Annotated in this window: 23 protein-coding genes and 1 pseudogene; 17 read left to right on the top strand and 7 right to left on the bottom strand. The window is 52.9% G+C overall.

Annotated elements, in window-relative coordinates:
* Positions 1-218: 218 nt before the first annotated feature.
* Complete coding sequence (locus SK3146_RS14745) at positions 219-1,364, top strand: LCP family protein (protein WP_249865740.1); 1,146 nt, start codon at positions 219-221, stop codon at positions 1,362-1,364.
* A 13-nt stretch (positions 1,365-1,377) separates the two neighbouring features.
* Positions 1,378-2,067 (top strand): aspartate/glutamate racemase family protein, encoded by a 690-nt coding sequence (locus SK3146_RS14740; RefSeq protein WP_249865739.1) that lies wholly within the window; start codon positions 1,378-1,380, stop codon positions 2,065-2,067.
* Between the two features lie 450 nt (positions 2,068-2,517).
* On the opposite strand, the gene SK3146_RS14735 is transcribed toward SK3146_RS14740, so the two are convergent.
* Entirely contained in the window at positions 2,518-3,747 is a 1,230-nt protein-coding gene (locus tag SK3146_RS14735) for a glycosyltransferase family 2 protein (protein WP_249865738.1), read from the bottom strand.
* A gap of 151 nt (positions 3,748-3,898) precedes the next feature.
* On the opposite strand from SK3146_RS14735, the gene yyaC reads away from it, so the two are divergent.
* From yyaC to SK3146_RS14720, 3 genes are all read left to right on the top strand, one after another.
* The gene (yyaC, locus tag SK3146_RS14730; RefSeq protein ID WP_249865737.1) at positions 3,899-4,453 is read left to right on the top strand and encodes a spore protease YyaC; all 555 of its coding nucleotides are present in this window, start codon (positions 3,899-3,901) and stop codon (positions 4,451-4,453) included.
* A gap of 19 nt (positions 4,454-4,472) precedes the next feature.
* Entirely contained in the window at positions 4,473-6,281 is a 1,809-nt protein-coding gene (locus tag SK3146_RS14725) for an ABC transporter ATP-binding protein (protein WP_249865736.1), read from the top strand.
* Positions 6,282-6,505: 224 nt separating this feature from the next.
* On the top strand, positions 6,506-6,793 hold the full coding sequence (locus SK3146_RS14720; RefSeq protein ID WP_249865735.1) for a hypothetical protein: 288 nt from the start codon (positions 6,506-6,508) through the stop codon (positions 6,791-6,793).
* A gap of 117 nt (positions 6,794-6,910) precedes the next feature.
* Here the strand turns inward: SK3146_RS14720 and SK3146_RS14715 are convergent, their stop codons facing one another.
* Positions 6,911-7,675 carry a sulfite exporter TauE/SafE family protein gene (locus tag SK3146_RS14715; protein ID WP_249865734.1) on the bottom strand — a complete coding sequence of 255 codons (765 nt, stop codon included), beginning with the start codon at positions 7,673-7,675 and terminating at the stop codon, positions 6,911-6,913.
* Positions 7,676-7,872: 197 nt separating this feature from the next.
* Between SK3146_RS14715 and SK3146_RS14710 the strand changes: the two genes are divergently transcribed.
* Positions 7,873-8,259: a VOC family protein gene (locus SK3146_RS14710; protein WP_249865733.1), complete on the top strand. Its 387-nt coding sequence runs from the start codon at positions 7,873-7,875 to the stop codon at positions 8,257-8,259.
* 574 nt (positions 8,260-8,833) lie between these two features.
* Here SK3146_RS14710 and SK3146_RS14705 read toward each other — a convergent pair.
* Entirely contained in the window at positions 8,834-9,148 is a 315-nt protein-coding gene (locus SK3146_RS14705; protein ID WP_249865732.1) for a dehydrogenase, read from the bottom strand.
* Positions 9,149-9,342: 194 nt separating this feature from the next.
* Positions 9,343-9,810: a cupredoxin domain-containing protein gene (locus SK3146_RS14700; protein WP_249865731.1), complete on the bottom strand. Its 468-nt coding sequence runs from the start codon at positions 9,808-9,810 to the stop codon at positions 9,343-9,345.
* A gap of 265 nt (positions 9,811-10,075) precedes the next feature.
* Between SK3146_RS14700 and SK3146_RS14695 the strand changes: the two are divergent.
* The 5 genes and pseudogenes from SK3146_RS14695 to SK3146_RS14675 all read left to right on the top strand — a co-directional run.
* Positions 10,076-10,678, top strand: a pseudogene (locus SK3146_RS14695) (DedA family protein); the annotation flags it as partial.
* Complete coding sequence (locus tag SK3146_RS14690) at positions 10,658-11,209, top strand: nuclease-related domain-containing protein (protein WP_249866302.1); 552 nt, start codon at positions 10,658-10,660, stop codon at positions 11,207-11,209. The pseudogene SK3146_RS14695 and the gene SK3146_RS14690, both read left to right, overlap by 21 nt.
* Positions 11,210-11,655: 446 nt before the next feature.
* A complete protein-coding gene (locus tag SK3146_RS14685) occupies positions 11,656-12,222 on the top strand; it encodes a thioredoxin family protein (protein ID WP_249865730.1) in 567 nt (188 codons plus the stop codon).
* Between the two features lie 12 nt (positions 12,223-12,234).
* On the top strand, positions 12,235-12,870 hold the full coding sequence (locus SK3146_RS14680; RefSeq protein ID WP_249865729.1) for an MBL fold metallo-hydrolase: 636 nt from the start codon (positions 12,235-12,237) through the stop codon (positions 12,868-12,870).
* A 361-nt stretch (positions 12,871-13,231) separates the two neighbouring features.
* Entirely contained in the window at positions 13,232-13,657 is a 426-nt protein-coding gene (locus SK3146_RS14675) for a peptidase M56 BlaR1 (protein WP_249865728.1), read from the top strand.
* Positions 13,658-13,785: 128 nt separating this feature from the next.
* Here SK3146_RS14675 and SK3146_RS14670 read toward each other — a convergent pair whose 3' ends face one another.
* Positions 13,786-16,098, bottom strand: a complete 2,313-nt coding sequence (locus SK3146_RS14670; RefSeq protein ID WP_249865727.1) for an AraC family transcriptional regulator — start codon at positions 16,096-16,098, stop codon at positions 13,786-13,788.
* 173 nt (positions 16,099-16,271) lie between these two features.
* On the opposite strand from SK3146_RS14670, the gene SK3146_RS14665 reads away from it, so the two are divergent.
* The 4 genes from SK3146_RS14665 (at position 16,272) to SK3146_RS14650 (ending at position 21,516) form a co-directional block, all read left to right on the top strand.
* Complete coding sequence (locus SK3146_RS14665; RefSeq protein WP_249865726.1) at positions 16,272-17,765, top strand: extracellular solute-binding protein; 1,494 nt, start codon at positions 16,272-16,274, stop codon at positions 17,763-17,765.
* A 240-nt stretch (positions 17,766-18,005) separates the two neighbouring features.
* Entirely contained in the window at positions 18,006-19,550 is a 1,545-nt protein-coding gene (locus SK3146_RS14660; RefSeq protein WP_249866301.1) for an extracellular solute-binding protein, read from the top strand.
* Between the two features lie 103 nt (positions 19,551-19,653).
* The gene (locus SK3146_RS14655) at positions 19,654-20,607 is read left to right on the top strand and encodes an ABC transporter permease (protein WP_249865725.1); all 954 of its coding nucleotides are present in this window, start codon (positions 19,654-19,656) and stop codon (positions 20,605-20,607) included.
* Positions 20,608-20,634: 27 nt separating this feature from the next.
* Entirely contained in the window at positions 20,635-21,516 is an 882-nt protein-coding gene (locus tag SK3146_RS14650; protein WP_249865724.1) for a carbohydrate ABC transporter permease, read from the top strand.
* Positions 21,517-21,601: 85 nt separating this feature from the next.
* Here the strand turns inward: SK3146_RS14650 and SK3146_RS14645 are convergent, their stop codons facing one another.
* Positions 21,602-21,805, bottom strand: coding sequence for a hypothetical protein (locus SK3146_RS14645; RefSeq protein ID WP_249865723.1), 204 nt, complete (start codon positions 21,803-21,805; stop codon positions 21,602-21,604).
* A gap of 239 nt (positions 21,806-22,044) precedes the next feature.
* Here SK3146_RS14645 and SK3146_RS14640 point away from each other — a divergent pair, with 239 nt between their 5' ends.
* Positions 22,045-22,314 carry a hypothetical protein gene (locus SK3146_RS14640; RefSeq protein ID WP_249865722.1) on the top strand — a complete coding sequence of 90 codons (270 nt, stop codon included), beginning with the start codon at positions 22,045-22,047 and terminating at the stop codon, positions 22,312-22,314.
* 318 nt (positions 22,315-22,632) lie between these two features.
* On the top strand, positions 22,633-23,208 hold the full coding sequence (locus SK3146_RS14635; RefSeq protein ID WP_249865721.1) for a TetR family transcriptional regulator: 576 nt from the start codon (positions 22,633-22,635) through the stop codon (positions 23,206-23,208).
* Positions 23,209-23,358: 150 nt separating this feature from the next.
* Here SK3146_RS14635 and SK3146_RS14630 read toward each other — a convergent pair whose 3' ends face one another.
* Entirely contained in the window at positions 23,359-23,928 is a 570-nt protein-coding gene (locus SK3146_RS14630) for a GbsR/MarR family transcriptional regulator (protein ID WP_249865720.1), read from the bottom strand.
* Between the last annotated feature and the right edge of the window lie 33 nt (positions 23,929-23,961).

Genomic DNA, 23,961 nt, shown 5'->3' with positions numbered 1-23,961 from the left:
GCTTTTTCACCGTTCGCATGCCACAAGCGCGACAAGCATTAGCCGACTTTTTACCGCAAGTTTTGACAGCGGCAGCGAAATTTTAACCTTTTTGTCATCTTATTTTAAGGTTGAACGTATATAATCGTAATTGTCGGCTTTTTTTATGCATAGAAATGATGGAAATCGGCCCCTGCGGCAAACAGGGGCTCTGTTCTGAAATGAGGGATGCAGTCACCATGTACAAAAAGATTGTCAAAATTGCCTTGTCCTGTCTGTTGGTCGGTGTCGCGACGGTAGGAGTCTATGCCGCCGTTCTTTATAAGGATGCAAGTGAAGTCATCGATAAAATCGGGACGCCCGAACCGGTAGCGGAGGCCCAGTCGGCCAAAGTTAAACCGCTTACATTTCTATTAATGGGCATTGACCACAGAGAAAATGCAGGCGGCTTGAACTCGGACGTCATTATGGTCGTAACCGTTAATCCGAACGATCAGTCGGCGGCGCTCGTATCGATTCCGAGAGATATGGAGCTGGGTCCGGAAGGATTGCCCGAGCGGAAGGCGAATTATTATTATCCGTACTTTTACAATCTGAACAAGGATACCGCCTTTGACAACACGAAGCAGCTATTCGGCGATTTGCTGGATGTTCCTATCGATTATGCGGCAACCATAGACTTTGACGGCTTCCGTCAAACGGTCGATATTCTCGGCGGCTTGACCATCAATGTGGATATGGATATGCGCTATGTCGACGACGAAGACGGGACGAATATTAATTTGAAAAAAGGGATCGCCAAGCTGGACGGCAAGCAGGTGCTGGACTTTGTACGGTACCGCAAGTCGAACCGCGATACGCAGGAGTCGAGCGATTTCGAACGCAATCAGCGGCAGCAGCAGGTGATGGGCGAAATGCTGGGCGCATTGAAGAGCGCCGGAGGGATCAGCAAGCTTTCGCAAATTATCGAAACGCTGGGCAATCACTTGCGTACGGATGTACCGGCCGTGCAAATCCGCGATTTGATCAGCACGTATTTCCATATGGACCCTTCCAAGATTAGCTATATGAATTTGGAAGGCGAGTGGGTAAGTCCGTATGTCATAGTGAAGGACGAAGACATTGAGAAGGCCAGCATGCTGCTCAAACAGCAGCTTGGGGAGACGGTGCCGTCCTTTACGGACAGAGGCGCCAAGGACGATTCGGTGACCGGCTCCACGTACGGCGGCGGGCGCGGGAACGGGAGCGTGAGCGGAAGCAAGCCGGCTGCGGGAAGCGGCTCGGGCAAATCGACGGTCAGCAGATCGACCTACGGAACGACTTCGGCTTCCGATTTTGCAAATCCGTACCGGACCATAACGCAAAATCCTTTGCCTTTCGATTAGGAGGAACGGCTCTATGCCCTATACGATAGGATGCTATCATGCTCATCATTCCAATATCGATTATATACATAATGCGCTGGAGCCTTATGACGCCGAGCTCGTTCATTTCGTCGATCCCGGTCTGGACCGGCGCAAAGCCGATCCCGGCTGGACCCCGGAACAGTCGGCGGAGAAGGTGGCAAGCATGCTTCACTGGATCGGCTCAAGCCGCGTAGATGCGATTTTGATTACCTGCACCTTCTTTACCGCGCATATACCGCAGCAGTACAGTTTTCCCGTCCCGGTCATCAAGATCGATGATCCGCTTTTTGCCGCTATGGGGGAGAGCGCGCAGCCGCCGCTGCTCGTCTTCACCAATCCGGCTACGGTTCAGGGCACCGCGGAGCGCTGGCAAGCCTACGCGAGGCAGAGAGGGATCGATCGGCCGCTGAAGACGGAGCTGCTGGAGGGAACGTTCGAGCTGTTTATGCGGGGAGATAAGGACGCTTATCTTAAAGCGGTAAGCGAAGGCTTGGCGCGGCTTGCCGAGCGGCACCGGGAATCGCGTGTATGGGCCGCTCAGCTGTCTATGGCCGCGGCGGCCCGACAGGCGGCGGAGCGGAGCGGAGCCGTTATCGGCGAGCCGCTCGGGGCGCTGACGGAAGCGATGGCCCGAGAGCTGCCGCTTCGTCCGAGGCCGCGCGGCGGTATGGTTGACGCTTAAAAGAAATGGTTCAGGGCCGAGACGAGACGACCGCAAAGGTCATGCGTCGCGGCCCGATTCGTTTTTGTCATCTTTATCCGGCGCATAGCCACAAAAAAAGACACGGATTGCCGTGTCGACTTATAGTATATACGTAAAAAGAATATATGAGGTCTGATGGGGGAAATCGTATGCTTAGGAATGGATATGCTGATAGGCGACGATAAGTAAAAACGTCAGCAGCACGACGCCGGCTGCATAAGTAAATTGCCTATTGGTCAAATTGGTCATGGTCAGCTCTCCTTAGTATAGCGAACGCCCGGCTCTCTTAAAGCCTCTTACGTTCTTTTTTCTATCATTTTACCACAATACAGCCTGCAAATTCACTAAGGCGGACAAAATCGGCCGAGCGAAAACCTCGAGCGGTCAGCGGACGGAGCGTCAAGGCCGCCGCCGCCTCTTCGTCCGGTTTTACCGGCGCATCTTTCTCAGCTCGTCCAGCGGATAGAAGGTGCCGCGCCAATAAATGCCGTGCTGGCGGAGCGTCAGCCAGACGGAGCGGATTACGATGTAGATCAGCAGGCAGACGGTGAGCGGCAGCGCAATCGCTTCAGCGCCGACGCGCCCTGTCAGGGAACGAAGCAGCAGGGCGTATACCGCGAACATGACGGCAACGGAAGCCGCATAGACCGGAGCCGCCCAGCTTCCCGCCCACCATACGGCGGCGAAAGGAAAGAGGAACAGCAGCAATTGACCCGCTGCCGCCGCAGCAGCCAACGTGAGCTTGTAGTGAAAGCCGGAGAACAAATTTTTCTCCAGTCCCTTGACCGCTTCGCCGAGGCTTCTATACCATTCGACGGCGAGATGCTCTCCTCCCGCAGCCAGCCGCTGGCGCAGCCCGGCTTCCTTCACCCGCTTGCCGAGCACGAGATCGTCGTCGGGACGCAAGGCGAACGCCTGATGCGTGCCGATCGCCTCGTACGCTTGGCGCGTCAGCATGTTGAAGGCGCCCACGCCCATGCCGTTTTTATGCTGGGAGTCGACGTTCGCTCTCCAAGGCCGGATATACAGGCTTAGCGTGAAGAAAAAATAGGATACGAACGCCCGCAGCCAGAAGCCGCTTACGGCCATATCCGGCGCAAGGGTCAGATGGTCGATTCCGCCGGCTTTCATATAATGGACGGCATCGGCTACCGTTTCGGGAGCGAACAGGACATCCGCATCGGTAAACAGCACATACTGGCCGCGCGCTTGCTTGTACCCTTGATACAGCGCGTGATTTTTGCCGAGCCAGCCCGCTGGCAGCGTAGTGACATGAATGACGGTCAGCGGCACTTCAATATGCCGTTTGCCTTCGGACCATCTTATCAGCTCCTCGAGCTTGCGGCCCGTTCCGTCCTGGGAACGGTCGTTCACGGCGATGATCTCCAGCCGCGGATACGTCTGGTTCAGCAAGTGCCGCACCGTCTCCGTTATCGAAGCCTCCTCTTCCTTGGCGGCAATAACGACCGAGACGAGCGGGAGCTCTTGCTTGGCGGCGAAGTGCAGCGGGCCGGCCGCTTTGTCCGGAGGCGCCCCGGGGAACGCATCCGGAGGCGCATGCGGCAAGCGCAGCATGAGGCGGCGCGAGCGCAGCGTGTCCCAGAGCATAACGATCCAATAGGACAATGTAATAATGGAAAGCAGCTTCATCAGCATCATACGTCTGATCCCGTCCTCTTGGCAGATCATTTTTTTGGCATTATAACATGGGCTCGGCTGGTACAACAAATCTTCGCTTGGCTGTGTTACAATAATGCTACAATAAGGAAAAGTTTCGCAGTTTGGGAAGCAAAAGGAGGAGATCGCGGCCATGAACGGGGAGGCAGCACCGCTTATACGCAAAAAAGTCAAAGGACCTGAACTGGCCGAATTTTTGCAATCGATCCGCGGGAAAGGATCGGAGTTTGAAGGGCAGTCGATGCTGTTCTTATGCATCGGGACGGACCGGTCGACGGGGGACGCGCTCGGCCCGTTGGTAGGAACGATGCTGGAGGAAGCCGGCTACCCCCATGTGATCGGAACGCTCGCCCGTCCGCTCGATGCGAGCAATATGATTGAGCGGCTGGCCGAAATTCCGCCGAGTCTCAAGGTGTTGGCCATTGACGCATGTCTCGGGCAGCCGACCTCGGTAGCCAGCTATCAGGTGTCGAACCAGCCGATGGAGCCGGGCAAGTCGCTCGGCAAGCAGCTGCCGGCGGTAGGCGACTATTCGATAGCGGGCATCGTGAACGTAGACGGCGGGCAAAAGTATTCGACGCTGCAGAGCACGTCGCTGAACCGGGTCATGACGATGGCGAAGGAGATCGTAAGCGCGATTAAGCGTGTATTTCCGCTCTCGCCGGCCAAGGAACGGAAAATAACTTAACTATACGGGAGGACGAAGGATGAAGGAAGCCATGCGATGGGAGGCCGGGAACCGGCAAATATTGCAGAATAGGGGCAAGGCGACGCTGAAGGAAGTGTCGGTCAGACGAATTTACGGATTATTTCGCGGCTATCGCTGGCAGTTGTCGGCGATATTGCTGCTGGCCTTATTATCGGCCGTCATCGGCTTGTTTCCGCCGCTTGTTATGAAGGCGATTATCGATAAAGCGATCCCGCAGGGGAATAAAGCGCTGATGCTCGAAATGGTCGGGCTCATGGCGCTGCTGCCGCTGCTGAGCGGCCTGCTCGGCGTATGGCAAAACCATGAGAATACGAAAGTAGGGCAAGGCGTAATGCGCGACTTGCGGCGTTCGCTGTTCGCCAATTTGCAGCGGCAGTCCATGGGCTTCTTCACCGACGCCAAATCGGGCGAAATCATTCAGCGGCTGACCGGCGATGTGCTCGCCGTGCAAAACGTCGTGACGACCATCGTCGTCTCCGCCGTCACGCAGACCGTCATCGTCTTGACGACGGTCTGCATATTGTTCGCCTTGGACTGGCGGCTTGCGCTGCTGGCAACGATCATTTTGCCGCTGTTCATCCTGCCGGTGCGTAAAGTTTCCGAAGTTCGTAAGCGTTTACGAGGCGATACGCAGCGGGTACGCGGAGAGATGTCCGCCCAGCTCGGGGAAATATTCGGCGTATCGGGAGCGCTGCTCACCCGAATCTTTCAGCAGGAGCCGCGTCAGGAGAAGCAGTTCGCGGAGCTGAATCAGAAAGTGATGGATTTGGAGCTGAAGCTGAACCTGGTCGGGCGCTGGTACGGGATGGTGCTCGGCATTCTCGGACCGATCGGCACGGCGCTTATTTATTTGTACGGCGGCTGGAACGTCGTGGAAGGGGCGATGACGATCGGGGGCATCGTCGCATTCACCGCTTATCTCGGCCGTCTGTACGGGCCGGTCAGCACGCTATTGAATCTGCATGTCGAGGTGGCGACCGCGCTCGGCGTGTTCCAGCGCATCTTCGAGTATCAGGACATGGAGCCGGAGGTCGACAATTTGCCCGGCGCCCGGACGCTGCCGGCGGTAGAGGGGCGGGTCGAGTACCGCCATGTGACATACTGCTACCAGCCCGGCAAATATGCTTTGACCGACGTTTCGTTCGAGGCGCTCCCGGGGGAAGTCGTCGCCATCGTCGGTCCGAGCGGGGCCGGCAAATCGACGCTGATCGGGATGCTCGGCAGGCTGTACGATCCGACCTCGGGATCGGTCGAGCTGGACGGTCACGACATCAAAGGAGTGACGCTTAAGTCGTTGCGCGAGCAAGTAGCTTTCGTTACGCAGGAATCGTTCCTGTTTCATGCGTCGATTCGCGAGAATTTGCTGTTCGCCCGCCAGAACGCAACGCAAGAGGAGCTGGAGGACGCCTGTAGACAGGCCTACATTCACGACATGATCATGTCGCTGCCGGAAGGCTACGATACGATGGTCGGCGAGCGGGGCCACCGGTTGTCCGGGGGAGAGCGTCAGAGACTGGCGATTGCCCGCGCGATTCTGAAAAATCCGCGCATTCTCGTGCTGGATGAAGCGACCTCGCATCTTGACTCCGAGTCGGAGGCCTATGTCCAATCGGCGCTTGACGAACTGATGCGCGGGCGCACGACGCTCGTTATTGCCCACAGGCTGTCGACGATATTGTCCGCGAACCGCATTATCGTGATGGAGGCGGGGCAGGTGATGGAGAACGGCCGCCACGAAGAGCTGCTGGAGCTGGACGGATTGTACGCCCGGCTGTACCGGACGCAGTTTTCCAAAGCGCTTGGCTAGACTTATCTTCTATCGGAATGAAACGCAAAAGGCAGGCCGGGCGAACCCGCGCCTGCCTTTTGCGCGTCCGGAAGGCAAGCGGCCCCGCTCTCTCTGCCTGGTGCGCCCGGTTTTCGGCGACCGGCGCAATCACATAAAAGCTTAATAAAATGGGTTCATACATTTAACAGTCGATCTATATAATAATTATTACATTTCATAGTACGACTGAAGGAGTGAACCGGATGGGAATGATTAATCATATTAATTACATGGATCAAGACGGGCATATTTATTGCTGTCTTCGCAATAAAGTAGTCAAGCTCGACGAGCAGCAGAAGGAGAAGTTTTGCAAGGGCTGCAGCATGTTTGCGGGGACCGCGGAGGGCAAAGGCGTGGAATGCTTATGGGAAGATGCGCGCACTGCAAACGATCCTTGGATTGCCGATGATCCGAGGAGAGAGTTTCTGAAAAATCAGATACGCCACGTCGGCGGCCATTATGTAAGCTCCATCATTGGATTTTGCGGTTAACGCCTGGAGGGTGAAGCTTTGAGGCCATGGAGGAAGCGATGAATACAATGCCAAAGAAAACGGCTTTTCGGCATATTCTTTCTTACGTAAGAAAGAAGCCGGAAAGCCGTTTGCGGTTTAGTGCAGCAAATCCCATATTTGCTTGCCGATCAGTATAGTCGTTACAAAGACGAATAAAGGTTTGACATAACGGGAACCGTGGCGGATGGCCAGCCTTGAGCCGAGCACGGCGCCGGCTATCATCGCGATGCCCATCGGGAGCCCGTAGCCGATATGTACCGAACGGAGCGCGAAGAAGGAGGCCAGACTTGCGATATTGCTGGCCATATTGAGCACTTTGGCGTTAGCCGAGGCGCCGACGAAATCGAAGCCGAGCAGCAGGAACAGGAACAGCAGAAACGAGCCTGTCCCAGGACCGAAGAATCCGTCGTAGAAGCCGAGCGCGAACGCGCACACGGCGCAGGCAATCCGGGTGGCGGCGGTCAGCGGCCGCGGCTTGGCTTCGGCACCCCAGTTTTTCTTCAGCAGCGAATAAATCAGCACGATGACGAGCAGGCCGACGACGAGCGGCTTGAGGAACTCGGACGGCAGTAAATGCACTGCGTAGGTGCCCAGGGCGGAACCGACAAAGGATAGCGGAAATAAGGCGAGCACCAGTTTGCCGTTAATTTTGCCGGAAATCAGGAACGATAAGGTGCTTGTTACGGAGGATAGCGTGCCTCCAAGCTTATTCGTACCGAGTACGAGACTCGGCGGCATACCCGTCAGCAGAAGGGCAGGCAAAGAAACTAGCCCGCCTCCTCCGACGACCGAGTCGATAAATGCTGCGACAAATCCGGCCGTAATTAAAAACAAGAGCATATCCAGCGAGGGCCAGTCCATGAAGTAAATTCTCCTTCTATTCTTTCAATCCGGGGTAAGAATAGGACAAGTATATATAATTCGACAAGTTTCTACAATCCCCATTTCGTGCCAAAAAGAGGGGCGTATGCCGATGGCGGATTGCCTAATCGGCTTGTCCGTGATATTCTTCAAGCGTATTACTAATCTGCTTATAAGAAGGGAAAGGTGCGATTAGGATGATTCATAAGCTGGAGCATATCGGCGTTATGGTTAAGGACATGGATGCTTCTATCCGATTTTATACGGAGGTTCTCGGCTTGAACCTGGTGAAGCGGGTTGCGCTGGCCGACGGAGCGGAACTCGGTTTCCTTGCGTTCCCGGGTTCGGAGCATATTCAGATCGAGCTTGTAGGCCGCGGTCAAGAAGGGCAGTCTGATAACGGGATCGTGCATCATATTGCCTTCACCGTCAGCGATATTCAAGCGGAAATCGATCGCTTGAAAGGACTCGGCGTCAAGCTGATGGACGAGCAGCCGCGCACCATTCTGGACGGCGATCTGATCGCCTTCTTCTTCGGTCCGGACGGAGAGCGTCTGGAGTTTTTTCAGCCCGCCGCGAAGTAGATAGGGACCAAGGAGTTGTAAAGATGCAAACAGCCGCCGGGAGCTGAGGCTTCCTGCGGCTTTTTTATTGTTAAGGAAATGATGCGCAGCCATATCCTGTGGATATCCGGGGTCTCCCCGAAAGGAAAGTCTACCCCTAGAACGATCCCAGAGGAATGGTTAGACGCCGATCCAGCTTAGGCTGGATGCGGACGGAATAAGCTTCAGAGCATCACGTCACTACCCTGGAAATTACTCTTGGTACCCCATTTCCATTGTCTGTGGTGCCGCGTCGGCGGCATGGATGGCTTTTGGGGGATTTGTTCGTATAGATGCAGGTCTGGATTTTTTTTGCATCGCCTTCACTGGCAATTACGTAATATAGTTTCGGGAAACGGAATATGGCCGGACGGTAAAATCGCCTGGAAGCAAAGGGGCAGGCGGTTTAACGGGAGCAGCCGAAAGGCGAAAATGCAGGGGAACGGCCAGGACGGCCACCGCGGATGCCTCCCGGGGCGGATGATCCGCACGGCGCAGCGGCGTCTCCGCTCCCGAGCCGGAAGTGCCCGCCGATTCGACTGCTGTGTCTGAGACCTCAGCCGCCGAACGAGTCGCGGAACGCTTTGGCCAGGATGGCGGGCTCAACCGACCACAGCTCAGCGATTTCGGGACATACGTTCTCATCCCACCAATCGGCGAGCAGCTTGCGGTTGCTGTTGTGTTCGACGATCCATGGCAGATTCAGCAGCACCTTTTTGTAATACAGCTCATCGGCTTGCTCCACAAGCTCGGGAGCGATCCATTTGCCGATTTTTTTGCGGGCGCGATACAATTCCTTGACGCAAGCCCGCCGAATTTTTCGCGCCGTGGGATAGGACTGATTATGCTTGACTTGATTTGCAGGATTCATGATGTTCACCTACTCCTTCCTAATGGTATGGTATGCGGGAGCGGAGCGGGAGGAACCTGTCGGCCCGCGGATAAATCCGCGGCAAACGGCAAAAAGCCCCGCGCTCTTCACGTCGAGCGACAGGGCCGGAAACCTGCGTGCACATATGCCGCCTCGGCGCAGATAAAGCCGGGCAGGAGCCGCGCAATCAAGAGTTAAGCATCAACGACGATATAGCCGACCATCGGTCCTTTATGCGCGATGTCCGGGTGGGACAGGCAGACGATCCGGTATGTTCCGGGAGTGTCGGTCTGGAAGAAGACGACCGTTTCCTTGCCTTTCTTCACTTCGCCCTTAATGTTCAAGCCGTCGATAATGAACGGATGACTGGCGCCGTTGACGCCGTAGAGGCTAAGGCGGATAAGCTCGCCGCGCTGTACATGGATCGTACCGGGGTCCCAGCGGTACGCTTCGATTTCTTTGCCGTCGGGGCCGGTCGATTTGAACTCGCCCGTGACGATATGAATCGTCCGCGCCTCCCCTTGTGCGGGGGTGGGGCTGCTGGCTGTTCTGGGCTCGCTGTAGCCCCAATACCAAGCCGTGCCCAAAGCTCCAAGAATAACCAGTAGGGTGATCGCCCACTGCCGAAGCTGCTTTTTGCTGACTACGAATATTTTGCTCATGGTATTCCACCTTTCCTGGATAGGAGGCTGCCGAAGCATGAAGCATCCTTTCGGTTCTCTACAAGGGCGGTTCTGATTTCAACAGCGACCGGAAGATGCTTTCGGATGCGCCTGTCGGCTTTTTTCACGCGCCCGGGTTTGTACTACTGTATGCTCCGGCTTGTCTCTTCATGCAAGCTGGTTGGAATGAACGGATCTATGATAGAATAGGATAGATAAAGACAAGTCGGGCTTGCCCGGGGAGAGAGGAAGAGGCTGGAGAAGAATGTTAAAGGATCTGATTCACAGCGCGTTGACTTTTATTCAAGATTTGGGCGTATGGGGAATATTGATCGGCTTAATGCTTGAATTCATTCCAAGTGAAATTGTGCTTTCTTATGGAGGATACTTGACCACCCTGCCGCAAGGGAACATCTCCTTCCTGAGCGCGGTCGTCTTCGGCACGCTGGGCTGCATTATCCAGCAGATGATCTTGTATTGGATCGGCCGTTACGGCGGACGACCGTTCGTAGACAAATACGGAAAATATATATTGCTGAAAAAACGTTACACTAATATAGCCGAAGGCTGGTTTCAGAGGTACGGCGCCGGCATGGTATTTACCGCCCGGTTCATCCCCGTGGTCAGACAAGCGATCTCCATCCCCGCGGGGATGGCCCGGATGCCGATCTGGCAGTTTCTGCTCTACACCGCTCTGGGGACGATCCCGTGGGCTGTTCTATTCGTCTACTTGGGACGCAAGCTGGGCTCGAATTGGGAAAATATCGACGATTACGCGTCCCAGTATACGAAGCCGTTCATCATTGCTTCGGTCGCTTTGACCGTGCTGTATGTGCTCTTCAAGCTCGTGAAGCGGAAAAGTAAAAGCGGAAAAGGCGGCAAAGGCGGCAATCATTACGGAGATGAGGGAGAGCAGAACACGGCCCATCAGTTGAAGTTCATCGGCAGCGAGTATCGCGTATTGAACAGCCGTTATGTGCACGCAGGCGGCGGCGCTCAGGAATTCGACCATATCGTCATCGGACCGAACGGCGTATTCCATATCGACTCCAAGCATTGGTCGGGCGATATCGAGTTCACCTCGCAAGGTCTCGAACGCAGCAAGGACGGGCATAAAGGCGACCCGACGGCGCAGCTGTACCGTCATGAGCATGTGCTTAAGGAGCTGTTCCGTTCGGCCAAGCTGAACCCGGAGCTGGTAGGTGTGCTCTGCTTTACCCATCCGAGCAGCAATATTATCGGCAAAAGCCCGGCGTTCACCACGCTGAAGCTGGATCGTCTGGCGCATTTCATTAAAACCTATAAACCGAAAAAGCCGCAGCTTACCGCTTCGGAAGTGGCCGCGATCGAGGGCTTGATCAAGGAGAACAGCCGCAGCAGCAAGCGCAGCAACCGGTAATGAAGCATAAGCCCCGTCTCTTAAATTAGAGCCGGGGCTTTTTAGTTTGTTTAGGAAATGATGCGCAGCCATATCCTGTGGAAATCCGTGGGCACCCCCGAAAGGAAAGTCTACCCAGTAGAACGATCCCAGAGGAATGGTTAGACGCCGATCCAGCTTAGGCTGGATGCGGACGGAATAAGCTTCAGAGCATCACGTCACTTTGGGCGGATTTGTTCACCGGGGAGCCGGGTGAAATTCGCAAAATGCACATGCGGAAATGCCTTCCGATCTCCGTAGTCCCCGGGGACAAAGGCGAACGCTGCAATGCTCCGGACGGTTCCCGCTTGGCGACGGCTGCCTTTCCCCCGCGCTTCTGCATACTCGCGGTATATCCTTGCATTGCCTAGCTCTGCTTTTTTATATAAAATGAATATTATACCAACCCATAAGGAGGACTTACTATTATGAGTACCAATTTGGCTCAAAAGCTCCGCACCGGCCTGACGCCGCAGCAGTTCATCGACGGCATGACGAAGAACCAGGAGAAATTTGTGGAATGGTATGACAGCTTTGCCTGGGACAATGAGGATGACAAGGAGTTTTTCGACTCGCTCAACAACCGCGACGATCTGCGCTGCCTGATCTTGATGGCGGATTGGTGCGGCGATGTTGTCCGCAACGTTCCTGCCGTATTCCGCGCTCTGGAAAACTCCGGTATTCCGGTAGAAGTACTGATCAAGGAAGAACATCCCGACGTTATGGCTCAATTCCTGACGGGCGGCGGCGAAGCGATTCCGATCGTTATTTTCACCGATTTCAGCGGTCATGTGCTCGGCCATTGGGGTCCTCGTCCGAAGCATGTGCAGGAAGTTATGACCCGTTTCAAGCAGGAGAACCCGGACCGCAGCGCGCCGGATTACGACGAAAAAATCAAGGCGGCTCGCCAGGAAATGGGACGCCAGTACGGAGAAGGAACCGGCTATCAGGCCGTTATCGTCAAAGAACTGCGCGACCTTCTTTCGACGTTTTAAGGTGGAGTGAAGATGAGCCTGGAAGGACTGAAAATAGAATCGTTCTCCCTTGGACCGCTCGGCACGAATGCCTATTTGCTGTCGAGACCGGAGGAGAATAGGGCGATTATTATAGATCCGGGGATGAATCCGAAGCCGCTGATGAAGCGGATCGAAGGAATGCAGGTTGAAGCGATTTTGCTGACGCATGCCCACTTCGATCATATCGGAGGCGTGGACGAAATCCGCAAGCTGAAAGGCTGTCCGGTCTATTTGCATGACGCGGAGGCCGAATGGCTGACCAATCCGAAGTACAACGGATCGGCCAAATGGCCGGAGCTGGGCGAGCCGATCGTCACGGACCCGGCCGAATATGCGCTGGACGAAGGTCAAGTGCTGAAGCTGCTTGATCTTGAGATCAAGGTGAAGCACACGCCGGGCCATTCTCCGGGAAGCGTCAGCTTCCTGATCGGACCGCATCTGTTCGGCGGCGACGTGCTGTTCCGCTTATCCGTCGGCCGCACCGATCTTCCCGGAGGCAGAGGCGAAGACCTGATGGACTCGATCCATGACAAGCTCTTCGTGCTGCCGGACGAGACGATCGTCTACCCGGGGCATGGGGCCAGAACGACGATCGGCTACGAGAAGGAGAACAACCCGTACGTTTAGGCAGATAGCGCTTGCTTGATGAATCGTTGACGCACCCTGTATATAATGAATCACGAAAGGTCGAGTTCAGATTTCTGACTCGGCCTTTTTTCGCTTCATTTCAATCCGAACATTTATTTGGTAGCTTCGCCGGAATCGGAGTTGATGTTTATTTTGATTGTCTTTCCCTCCTCAAGCCAGTTGCCGATTTCAGCTGTTGATTTTTATAATCAACCTTGTACCTTCGCCTGCTCGTTAGACTCACCTCAGGCTAATGTCAGTAACGTATCACTGACCTGTTACGTCTCAAAACGATATTTTATGTTAATGTTACAGTAACGGGGAGAGAATTGTGCAACAAACAAACTTCAGAAACGAAGAGGTGAACATTGTGCGGATTAAACCAATGTGGATTTATTGTTTCATTGTTATTACAGGCATCGTGATCGTAACAATGGCAAACGGCTCTAAGCCAGCTAATAATCAAATTCATACATATGCCCCTGATTTTCCAAGCCATTACAGCTCCCATGAATACCCGACGAATGAGAACGGACAATCATACGGGTCGGGACTGGACGCCGCTTTTTCAGACACGGAACCGGATTTAATTAAAGCCTATGGCATGGACGGAACTTTGGGATACGTGAAATCCACAGATTTGCGAGGTGATATGCCAAGAACACCTGAGGAAGCAATCGCCCTTATGGATTCGGACAGTGAACGTCAAATTCCGCTGTACGATGTGCACGGGAAGAAAGTAATCGGTCAATTCAAGGTCGGGGCTTCTTCTGAGAATGGGAAATAAATGAAGTTCCCTCCAACCTGTTCATGGCGGCCGGAGGGAAGCTTATTGTTGTTGCCTGCCTGCGGATGGATGGACCCGCAGCTTCAACGCCGTTTACGGCCATGCGACTTGGGCCGCGGGAGCGGGCGTCATTGGCCGCGCTTGCGGAACGATTCGCGGTATTGTCCCGGCGTGACGCCTTCGAGCTTGCGGAAGGAGCGGATAAAATTTTGCGAGTTCAAGTACCGCAGTCGTTCCGCAATGTCCTTGATAGTCATATCCGTTTCGGTCAGCCATTTTTTCGCCATGTTGAACCGGTAAGCCGATAAATAGTCGCTGAAGGTGGTGTTCGTTTCTTTACGGAAAATGCCGCTTAAATAATTCGCGTTATAATGCAATTGGGCGGCGCACTGCTCGATGGTCAGATCGGTATCGTAATGCTTGTGAATCATGTCGATGATTTTCTCCGAAATGCTATGATACTGCGAATTTTGGCGGTCCCTGTAGATGGAGATCAAAGGCGAAATAACGCGCACCCAGAACCATTCCTCAATTTCGGTCGTCATTTGCAGCGCGTTCAGCTCTTCGTACAACGAGCTGCCTCTTGGCATGAGCTGGTTTAGGGCCACCCCGGATTCCTGCATCGAAACCATCAGGCTCGTAAACAAACGAACCATCGAAATCTGGTATTCCTGAGGCGGCATCTCGTGTTTGAAAATAATTTTCATAAAGTTGCTTAAATATTGTCTGGCGTTGTCCTCGTCGGCAAGCAGTATGGCGTCCAGCAGCTCGCTTTCCGTCAAGTACGGGTAGTCCAGATTCAACTGATGCTTGCCTTCGTTGATGTTGGCATAAGAAATGATCAACTGACCGCCGAGATGAATGCGCTGCTTGAGCGCTTCCAATCCTTCGCGGTAAGCGACGGAGGCCAGCTTCGGGTCGGTGAAGGGCAGGCTGATACCGATGCTGATTTCGAGTCCGAGCACCTTATGCACGGTTTGCTGAATCGACTCGGTCAGCTTGAACATAAAGCCGTTAAACTCCTCGGACGGCTGGTCGCCGCCGATCATCGTCACCTGGGTCTGCTCGATGAAGACCGGAGGCAGACGGACGCCCGCAGGAATAATCTCTTCGATAATATTGTTGATGGCGAACAAGAGCAGCTCCAAATCTTCCTTGCCGTAGCGCGTATTCTCCAGCGTATCGATCTGCAGCGTAATGACGGAGATAATCTTCCATTCCGACAATATACCGCTGAAGCCGAACTGTTCCATTTTTTCCATCAGATCGCCGCGGCGCACTTTTCCCTGAAACATTTTGATCAGAAAATAAGCCAGCGCCTGCTGCAAATGCTGCTGCGCTTCCTTCTCCAGCTTATTTTTGGACTGGAACAAATCCTGAACCTGACTGCTGATAATATCGAATTCATTGCTTCGCTTGCCGCCCCCGCCCGGCGATTTGCCTCCGACCTCTCGCATTAAACGCTCAATCGGGTTGTACATTTGCCTGGAGCCAAGCCAGGAAATGATGACGAACACGGCGACGATGATAAGACAGACGACGAGCGTATTCCTCCCGATTTGCTTCGAATCCTGAGTCAGGCTGTCGATCGAAATAGCGGATAAGTAGATCCAGTTGTTATAAGAGGAGCGCAAATACGTAACCGTATACATTTGCTTGTCGACTTCCGTCTGGTATTGGCCGGATGATTGCGACAGGACGGACGGATTTTTGATAAATTCGGTGTTGATCGCATATTTGCCGATCATTCCGGGATCGGAGTGGAACAAAATGCGCTCCTGATCGTCAAGAATCATAATCGTTTCCGATTCCCGCGGCGTATAGTTCAATATTTCGGCCAGGCTGCAGGTGGTCAGGTTGGTGAACGCCAGTCCGTATTTGTCCAGGCTTTGATCCGGCAGCTTCTTCACAAGGCTGATCGTATACGGGCACGCCGCCGCATTCGCCTTTTCCTCGCTGTAAAACCAAATGCTCGGATTGAGCACCCAGGAAGTCGAGCTTGGCAGCAGCATTTGATTGGCGATTTGAAAATGATGCAAATAATCGCTGAATGTATAGAAACCGGAATTTTTAATCATCCAGTCCTGCTTAATATTAACGATGACGACGTCCTCGACCTTCGTATAGAACGACTGGGTATTGCTGATTTCTTTGCGCAAATCCTTGTACAGCATAAAATCGTCCGCTGTGAAGGGCTCGCTTAACACTTTGGCCATCACAGGGGAATTGACCAGCTGATCGAACGCATGATTGATCGTTCGGAGGATTTGCTCGACATTGGAGTTCATCTGGGTCAAAAGTTGGATTTGCCCGCGGTTCACCTGCTTTTGAATTTCGTTGGAGGATTGCAAATAGGATAAGATTCCGAAAAAAATCACGGGAACGGTGCATAAGATGCAGCCGAACATGATCAGCTTGGTAAGATAACTGTACTTTTGCATCCGCTTTCCTCCGTTTACGCGTATTCGACATACGACAGCTTTATTGTAACAATCGGATGCGGCCTGGGCAATGATTTCATACAAAACCGCTTTCATGTATAATGGAGTCAAAAGTGGAAGCCGGAGGGGGATCGGGCGTGAGAGGACGGTTGAATTGCATAAGCGCGAAGGTCATGGCAATCGCTCTCATGGCGCTATTCGTTGCGATGCTGCTGGGCGGCTGCAAGGAGAAGGACGAGCGGGCGGACGGCCGGGATTCCGATTTCAAGACGATCGGTCTCATGATCCCTTTGCACCAGAATCAGGCGCCTCCGCCGGATATGCTCCGCGCCGTCGAGCAGGCGGTGCAGGCGAAGCTGGAGATCGACTGGATTCCCGACGACAATTACCGGGACAAGATTATCAACGCTTTGCAGACCAATTCGCTCAAGCAGGTTACCTATGTGAATCAATCGGACTACGTTTATATGAAAAATGCGATCCGCTCGGGCATGTTTTGGGAAATCGGTCCCTATCTCCAATTTTATCCCAATCTGAAGAAGCTGAATAAGTCGATTTTGAACGAAACCGGCGTAGAGGGTAAAATCTACTCGCTGTACACGGAGCGGCCGGCGTCGCGGCAGGGCGTCATCCTGCGCAAAGATTGGCTGGACCGGCTGCATTTGCAGGCGCCGCGCACGACGGACGAGCTGTACGAGGCGCTGAAGCGGTTCGCGACGGACGATCCGGACGGCAACGGCGTCCAGGATACGCTGGGTATCGCCGACAGGGGCGATTTGACGTACGGCGCGTTCAAGACGTTGGGCTCTTATTTCGGCACTCCTAACAACTGGGGGCTTCAGGACGGCGCCTTGGTGCCCGATTTCAAAACCAAGGAATACGCGGACACGATGAATTTCATGAAAAAGCTGGTCAGCGAGCAGATCGTAAACAAAGATTTCGCCGTGACCAGCAAGCAAATTCAGCGTTATATGATCATAAACGGCAAAGCTGGCGGTTTCATCGGCAATTTGGCGGACGCTCCGAGGCTGCTCAGCGAGCTGCGCAAATTCGAGCCGCAGGCGGAGCTCGTCCTGATCAACCGGATCAAAGGGCCGAAAGGCGAGGGCATTTGGTCCTATCCGGGCTACAGCGGGGTGTTCCTGTTTTCCAAAAAGGCGATTAAGAACGAAGAGGAGCTGCGGAGCATTCTCGGCTTTTTCGACCGGAGTCTGAACAAGGAGCCGGCCAATCTATTGCAGTACGGCATCGAAGGCAAGCATTACGAGCTGAAGCAAGGCAAAGTGTCGGTTACGGAGGAAATGAAGCTGCGTTACGATACGGATGTGCTGCCTTTAACCTCGCTGGTTGTTGCGGGGATGGACAATGAAAACCTGTTGGAACCGGAAGATGAGCTCGAAGCCCCGCTGGTGGCTGAAGTGAATCGGTTGACCAAGGATAACGAGAGTATGCTGATCCGCGATCGGACGGAGGGTTTATCGTCGCCGACCTACGATATGAGGGGAGCGGAGCTGTCCGATATTATCGCCAACGCCACCTTCAATTACATCCTCGGCAAAATCGATCTGGCCGCATTTTACAACGAGGTCGCCGCGTGGGAGAGCCGGGGAGGCGCGGACATCATTAAGGAATATAACGAAGCATATAAACAAACCTCAAACCGATAGGCACCTCAGGGTCCATCGGTTTTTTTTGTTGTCGAATGACGACGTTTGTCAAGAAAGCGCTATATTTAGCGATATGCAGAATTTAACCTTAGTCGGGGGATAGGGATAAAGCCTTGATTCTAGCGGGCTTCGGCGATGCTTGTGAGTCAATGATTGTAGTTGTAATCGGTTTCGCGGTATATGATAGCTCCAGAAACAAAAAACATAAACAAATAAATCGGAGGTCGAATGCATTTGAACATGAATCCAAAGTACGTGAAAAGAACGAGTATGGCCTGCGCGGCCGTATTGGCGGCAACGGCTATTTTAGCAGGATGCGGCGGCAGCAAAACGGATAACGGCGGAGCCGCCCAGACGGCCGGCAAAGACGCTGGAGCCGCTAAAACCGAAGGGCCGCTCAAGCTGACGATTATGGCGAACTTGAGCACGCCGGAAGTTCCTTCGGATAGGATCGAGAAAATACTGGAAGAGAAAACGAACACCCAGCTCGAGTTCCAATGGGTTCCCGACGGTTCTTACGATGAGAAATTCCAAGCGGCCTTTGCAACGGGCTCGCTGCCGCAAGCGGCTTATTTGAAAAACCAATCCTCTTTCGTGCTGCTGCGCGATGCGATCAAGAACGGACAGTTCTGGGAAATCGGGCCTTATCTGAAAGATTATCCGAACCTGAGCAAGCTGAACCCGGACGTTTTGAAAAACACAGCGGTCGAAGGAAAAATTTATTCTTTGTACCAAGAAAGACCGATTGCCCGTCAAGGCGTCATTTACCGCAAAGACTGGGCGGATAAGCTGGGTCTGCCCGAGCCGAAAACCGTGGACGATCTGTACAATATGATGAAAAAGTTTAAAGAAGCGGATTTGGCCGGAGGCGGTAAAACGCTGGGCCTTGCCGACCGCAACGATCTGATCTACGGCTCCTTCAAGACGCTGTCTTCCTACTTCAACACTCCGAACGGCTGGGGCGTTGCCGACGGCAAGCTGGTGCCTGAATTCATGACCAAAGGGTACATGGACACGATGAAATTCATCAAGAAGCTGCGCGACGAAGGTCTGATCAACCAAGACTTCCCGGTTACAAGTAAAACGGATCAGCAAAACATGATGTACACGGGCAGAGCGGGCGTATATATCGGCTCCATGCAGGACGTATTGACCATTCAGGATAAAACGTCGAAAAACGTGAAAGAAGCTCAGTATGACGTCTTGAACCAATTTACGAGCGAATTCAACAGCAAACCGACCACTTGGGGCATTCCAGGCTTCGGTACGCTCGTCGTATTCCCGAAATCGTCCGTGAAATCGGAGCAAGAATTGAAACAAATTTTGGCGTTCTTTGACAAATTCTTCAGCCCTGAAATCGCTAATCTCTTGAAATACGGCGTAGAAGGCTCTCACTACACGCTGGTTGACGGCAAGGTGCAGCCGGGCACAGACGAGAAGCTGAAGGAAAAAGAACAGAAGCCTTATTTGACGGTAGCTTTGGCCGATACGACGAACATTTTGCCGACTCAATATACGCTGAAAGCGCAAGAAAAAGCGGTCAATCTGTCCAACGACGCAGTCAAATTCGCGCTGCAAGATCCTACCGTGCCGCTCGATTCCAAAACGTTTAACGAAAAAGGCGCAAGGCTGCAGGATATCATTAAAGACGCTACGTACAAATTCATGCTGGGCAATATCGACGAAGCCGGCTTCCAAGCGGCTGTGAAGAAATGGCAGGATGAAGGCGGAGCCAAAATCATGGAAGAATATAACGCATCTTACAAAGCAAGCGGCGGCAAGTAAACGGCAGCAAGAGAAAGGCTCCTTGAAGGTTCGGGAGTCTTTCTCTATTATAAGCCATCGCAAGAATCCGCAGATTTTAAGGAAAGAGAGGAAGGCATAATCTATGAGCAATATTGCCGCTCGGCCTAAAGCGGTGGAGTCCGCCAAAACGAACAGCGACCTGGTCAAGAGGCTCATCCGCAACCGCTATATGTATATGATGGTTGTTCCAGGCTTGGTTTATTTCCTGATTTTCAAATATTTGCCTATGTACGGCTTGATTATTTCATTCCAGGATTATATGCCCTACAAAGGAATTACGGGAAGCGACTGGGTCGGGCTTAAACATTTCGAAAAGCTGTTTACCGATAGCGAGTTTTGGAACATTTTCCGCAATACGCTGGTGCTGTTTCTCTACAATATCGTTTTCTATTTTCCGGTCCCGATCATTTTGGCGGTTATGCTCAATGAGGTAGCCAGTGAATTTTTCAAGCGGCTCGTTCAGACGATCGTGTACGTGCCGCATTTTTTGTCATGGGTTATTATCGTCTCGATCTCTTACGTAATGCTGACGATGGACGGGGGGATCATTAACGAGCTGCTCGTCTACTTTGGCTTGTCGAAGGTCAATTTCCTGCTCGATTCGGCCTGGTTTCATCCGATGTATATCGCCCAGGTCGTATGGAGGGAAGCGGGCTGGGGAACGATTGTCTATTTGGCTGCCATCGCCTCCATCGATCCGCAGCTGTACGAAGCGGCAAGAATGGACGGAGCCGGACGGTTCAGGCAAATTTGGCATATTACGCTGCCGTCGATCCGCAGTGTTATTGTCGTCCTGCTCATTCTTAGAATAGGCAACGTTCTCGATCTCAGCTTCGAGCATGTATACTTGCTGCTCAATTCCATGAACCGTCCCATAGCGGAAATTTTGGACACTTACGTGTACACGGTCGGCTTGAAGCAAGGACAATTCAGCTTCAGTACGGCGGTAGGCTTCTTTAAATCGTTCGTGGGCTTGTTCCTGGTCATCATGTCCAACAAACTGGCCAAGAAATTCGGCGAGGAAGGCATCTATTAAGAACAGAAGAAAAGGAGATATCTTCCCATGGTAAAAGATAAGACGCTCGGCGGCAGAATGTTCGACCTCGGCAACGTCGTTCTGCTGGCCGTCATTGGGCTCATCACCTTCCTCCCGTTTCTGCACGTCGTCATGGCTTCCTTCACGACGGAAGAGGAGATGGCGCGGAAACCGTTCGTTTTGATTCCGACGGAATTCACCATCAAAGCGTATCAATATATTTTGTCCACCAATGCGATTTACAAAGCACTCGGCGTATCTATCGGCGTGACGCTGGTTGGAACGCTGGTCAGCATGATTCTTACCTGCCTTATGGCGTACGGTTTAACGCGCCGGGATATGGACGGCCGCCGCGTGCTGATGTTCCTGGTCGTCTTCACGATGCTGTTTAACGGAGGGCTAATCCCGACGTTTCTGGTGGTCAAGGAGCTGGGCCTGGTCGATTCGTATTGGGCGCTGATTTTGCCTACGGCCGTCAATGCGTTCAACCTGATTATTATGCGCAGCTTCTTTATGAATTTGCCCGAGGGGATCGAAGAGTCGGCGAAAATCGACGGATGCAACGACTTTGGCATTTTGCTGCGCATCGTTATTCCGCTCTCGCTGCCGGCTATCGCGACCATCTCGCTATTTTACGCGGTCAATTACTGGAACACGTACTTCAACGCCATTATGTATTTGAACGATGCGAACAAGTGGCCGATCCAGGTGCTGCTTCGTCAAATCGTTATCGTTGCGAGCGCGTTCAGCGCCGATACTTCCAGCTTCGGGGACGATTTCGTCAAGCCGCCGGAGCAAACGATCAAAATGGCTGTCATTATGGTTTCGACCATTCCAATTCTCATCGTATATCCGTTTCTGCAAAAATATTTCGCCAAAGGCGCTTTGGTCGGCTCCGTGAAAGGGTGATCCGGCACAGCGCTGAAGAGCAGCCTTAGTCCGGGGGTTGGAGGGCTAAGGCTTATTGGCTTGACAGCGCTTACTAAACCGAAAATTATTTAAACCATTGGATCACGATGCCGATCACCAGCATCACAGTGGCGGAAGTAAAGAAGAAATACCCGAAATAACGGATAGGAGAAGGCACGGAACCGAGATCCGTTTTTTTATGATGTCCGCCGCTAGGCTGCGGGTTTGTATAATCGGCTTCCTGCTCGGCGGCCATGCGCTGCTGCGAATCCTGCTGAGTGTTGTTCATTAAGCTTCCCTCCTAAGGACAAAATAACTATCCCTCGCTAGTGGAAATATTTATCAATTACTTTGACGCACTGCGTTCCCAAAAGTTGCTTGTACGAAACTGCATTTGTACTGGTTTTTTGCCGGGCTAACGTCCAATTTTGCGCATATGGGTGAATACCGTGTTCGTAATGGGTAAATCTCCATAGACTGTTGATGTGTTCGATAGGAACACGCCCTACATTAACGGAGGTGTCTCACATGGATAAATTCAAACCTATGCCAATGCCAATGCCGTCAATGCCAATGACTTCGCCTGCTATGCAAATGCCAATGCCGCCGATGAACTACCCAATGCAAGCCGCTCCGATCAACCTGCACGCCACCTACGAGGAAATCAACATTTACGAGCCGAAAAAACACCATCATGGTCATTGCTGCCAAACAGGGGGCGGATGGGCCACACCGGTTGGCACCATACTCGTACTGTACATCCTGCTCGTGATCATCTTGCGCGGCACCTGCAAATGACACAGTAGACTCCTGCGGCGATAGCGCGGGACTGCTGCCATGATGGGAAGGCTCCTTACTTTAACGGGTGAGGGTAGGGAGCCTTTCGCGGGGTGGCTTCACAGCTTCGGTGCACCTGTACGTAGGAGGAGTTACATAGGATTCTTTCCGTTTTCCCCGAAAAATATCGCCCCATGTCCAGGATTTCCCGCCGTGCCGCGATCCGCTTGCGATTCGACAAAGAAAGTTTCATAATATAAAGAAAGAAGCGGTTATCTAGGATTTCGTTCAACAATGGTTTGGGTAAGGGAGAGGCACATGGCACAGGCGGATTCGGAAATGAAAATACGCATTTTGCTTTCGGCTAAAAAACTGTTCTCGAAGCAAGGCTTCGACGGCACCAGCGTCCGGCAAATCTGCGAAGAGGCCGGAGCGAATGTAGCGCTTGTTTCGTATTATTTTGGCGGGAAGGAAAAAGTGTTTCACGCCGTATTCGATTATTTTTTCGTAGGGCACCGCTTGCACGAGCTGGAGGAACGGCTGAGAGAGCCGGTAAGCGGACTGCGTCTGCTGATCAAGGAGGTTGTCTGGTTCTGCATAAACGACATGGAGCTCGCGGCGATCATTCAGCAGGAATTCGCTTCAAATTCGCAGAGAGCCCTGCACATCAAGGAACTGACCTTCCCGATTTGGCTTAAAATGAAAGAGCTGTTGGAGAACGGGAAGCGCCAGGGGCTCTTTCACTACGAATCGCTCGATCATACGCTGCTTTTTATCGTCAGCACCGCATTTTCTTTGAAAAAATTCGCGGTGTTCCAGCCGCTGTGTTCCGAGCAAGAGGCCACAGCCGAACAGACCGCGGAATACGCCAGTAAGTTTGTACTGCGGGCGCTTGGAGCGGAAGGCTTCGAATGACCGTTTACAAGGGAGCGGCAATATGCAACCAGGCAGGCGTCAATCGCCCTCGCCGGTTCAACGCAAAAAGCCGGGTGATGGAATCCATCACTCGGCTTTTTGTATTGCTTCGAAAATGATCTTGCCTCGGGACGTGTCATGAGTTGGCCGTTATTTGCTGTCGGGAGGTTCCTTGGGGATAAACTGATAAATTTCGCCCGATTCCAGCGAATCGATGAGCTTGCCTAACCATTTATAGTATGCAATAGCTTCTTTAATTTTCGTAATGTCAATCTCCAAGCAGGCTTGCAGCTGCGCGTCTTCCGGAAACCGTTCCGCTAATGCCTGCAGCTCGACCAGCGATTTGCGCAGCGACTGCAGATTGATTTCCAGCGCTTTGCGCCACTTGATCCCGAAAAAATCGGCAAAGGTTTGATACCAGTCCGATTCCACCTCATAAAAGTCTTTCCGCGATCCTTTTTCCCATACTTGATTGACCATCTTCATATCCAGCAAAGTACGGATTCCCGTGCTCATGCTTGTCTTGCTCATTTCCATGGCTTGGCCCATATCATCAAGCGTCATCGGTCCGTTTTGGAAAAACATTAAACCGTATAAGAGTCCGTGAGACAGAGTAATTCCATACAAGTCCATATTTTTACCGATCGATTCGATGATCCGCTTGCGCGCCTTTTGAATTGCTAACTCCTGCTCGGGCGTAAGCCCTTCGAGCCCGTTCATACTGCACCCACTCCTCTGTCGGTGTCCTAGACT

The sequence above is a fragment of the Paenibacillus konkukensis genome, assembly GCF_023523925.1.
Classification (GTDB): domain Bacteria; phylum Bacillota; class Bacilli; order Paenibacillales; family NBRC-103111; genus Paenibacillus_S; species Paenibacillus_S doosanensis.
This window is presented reverse-complemented; position numbering and strand designations above follow the sequence as displayed.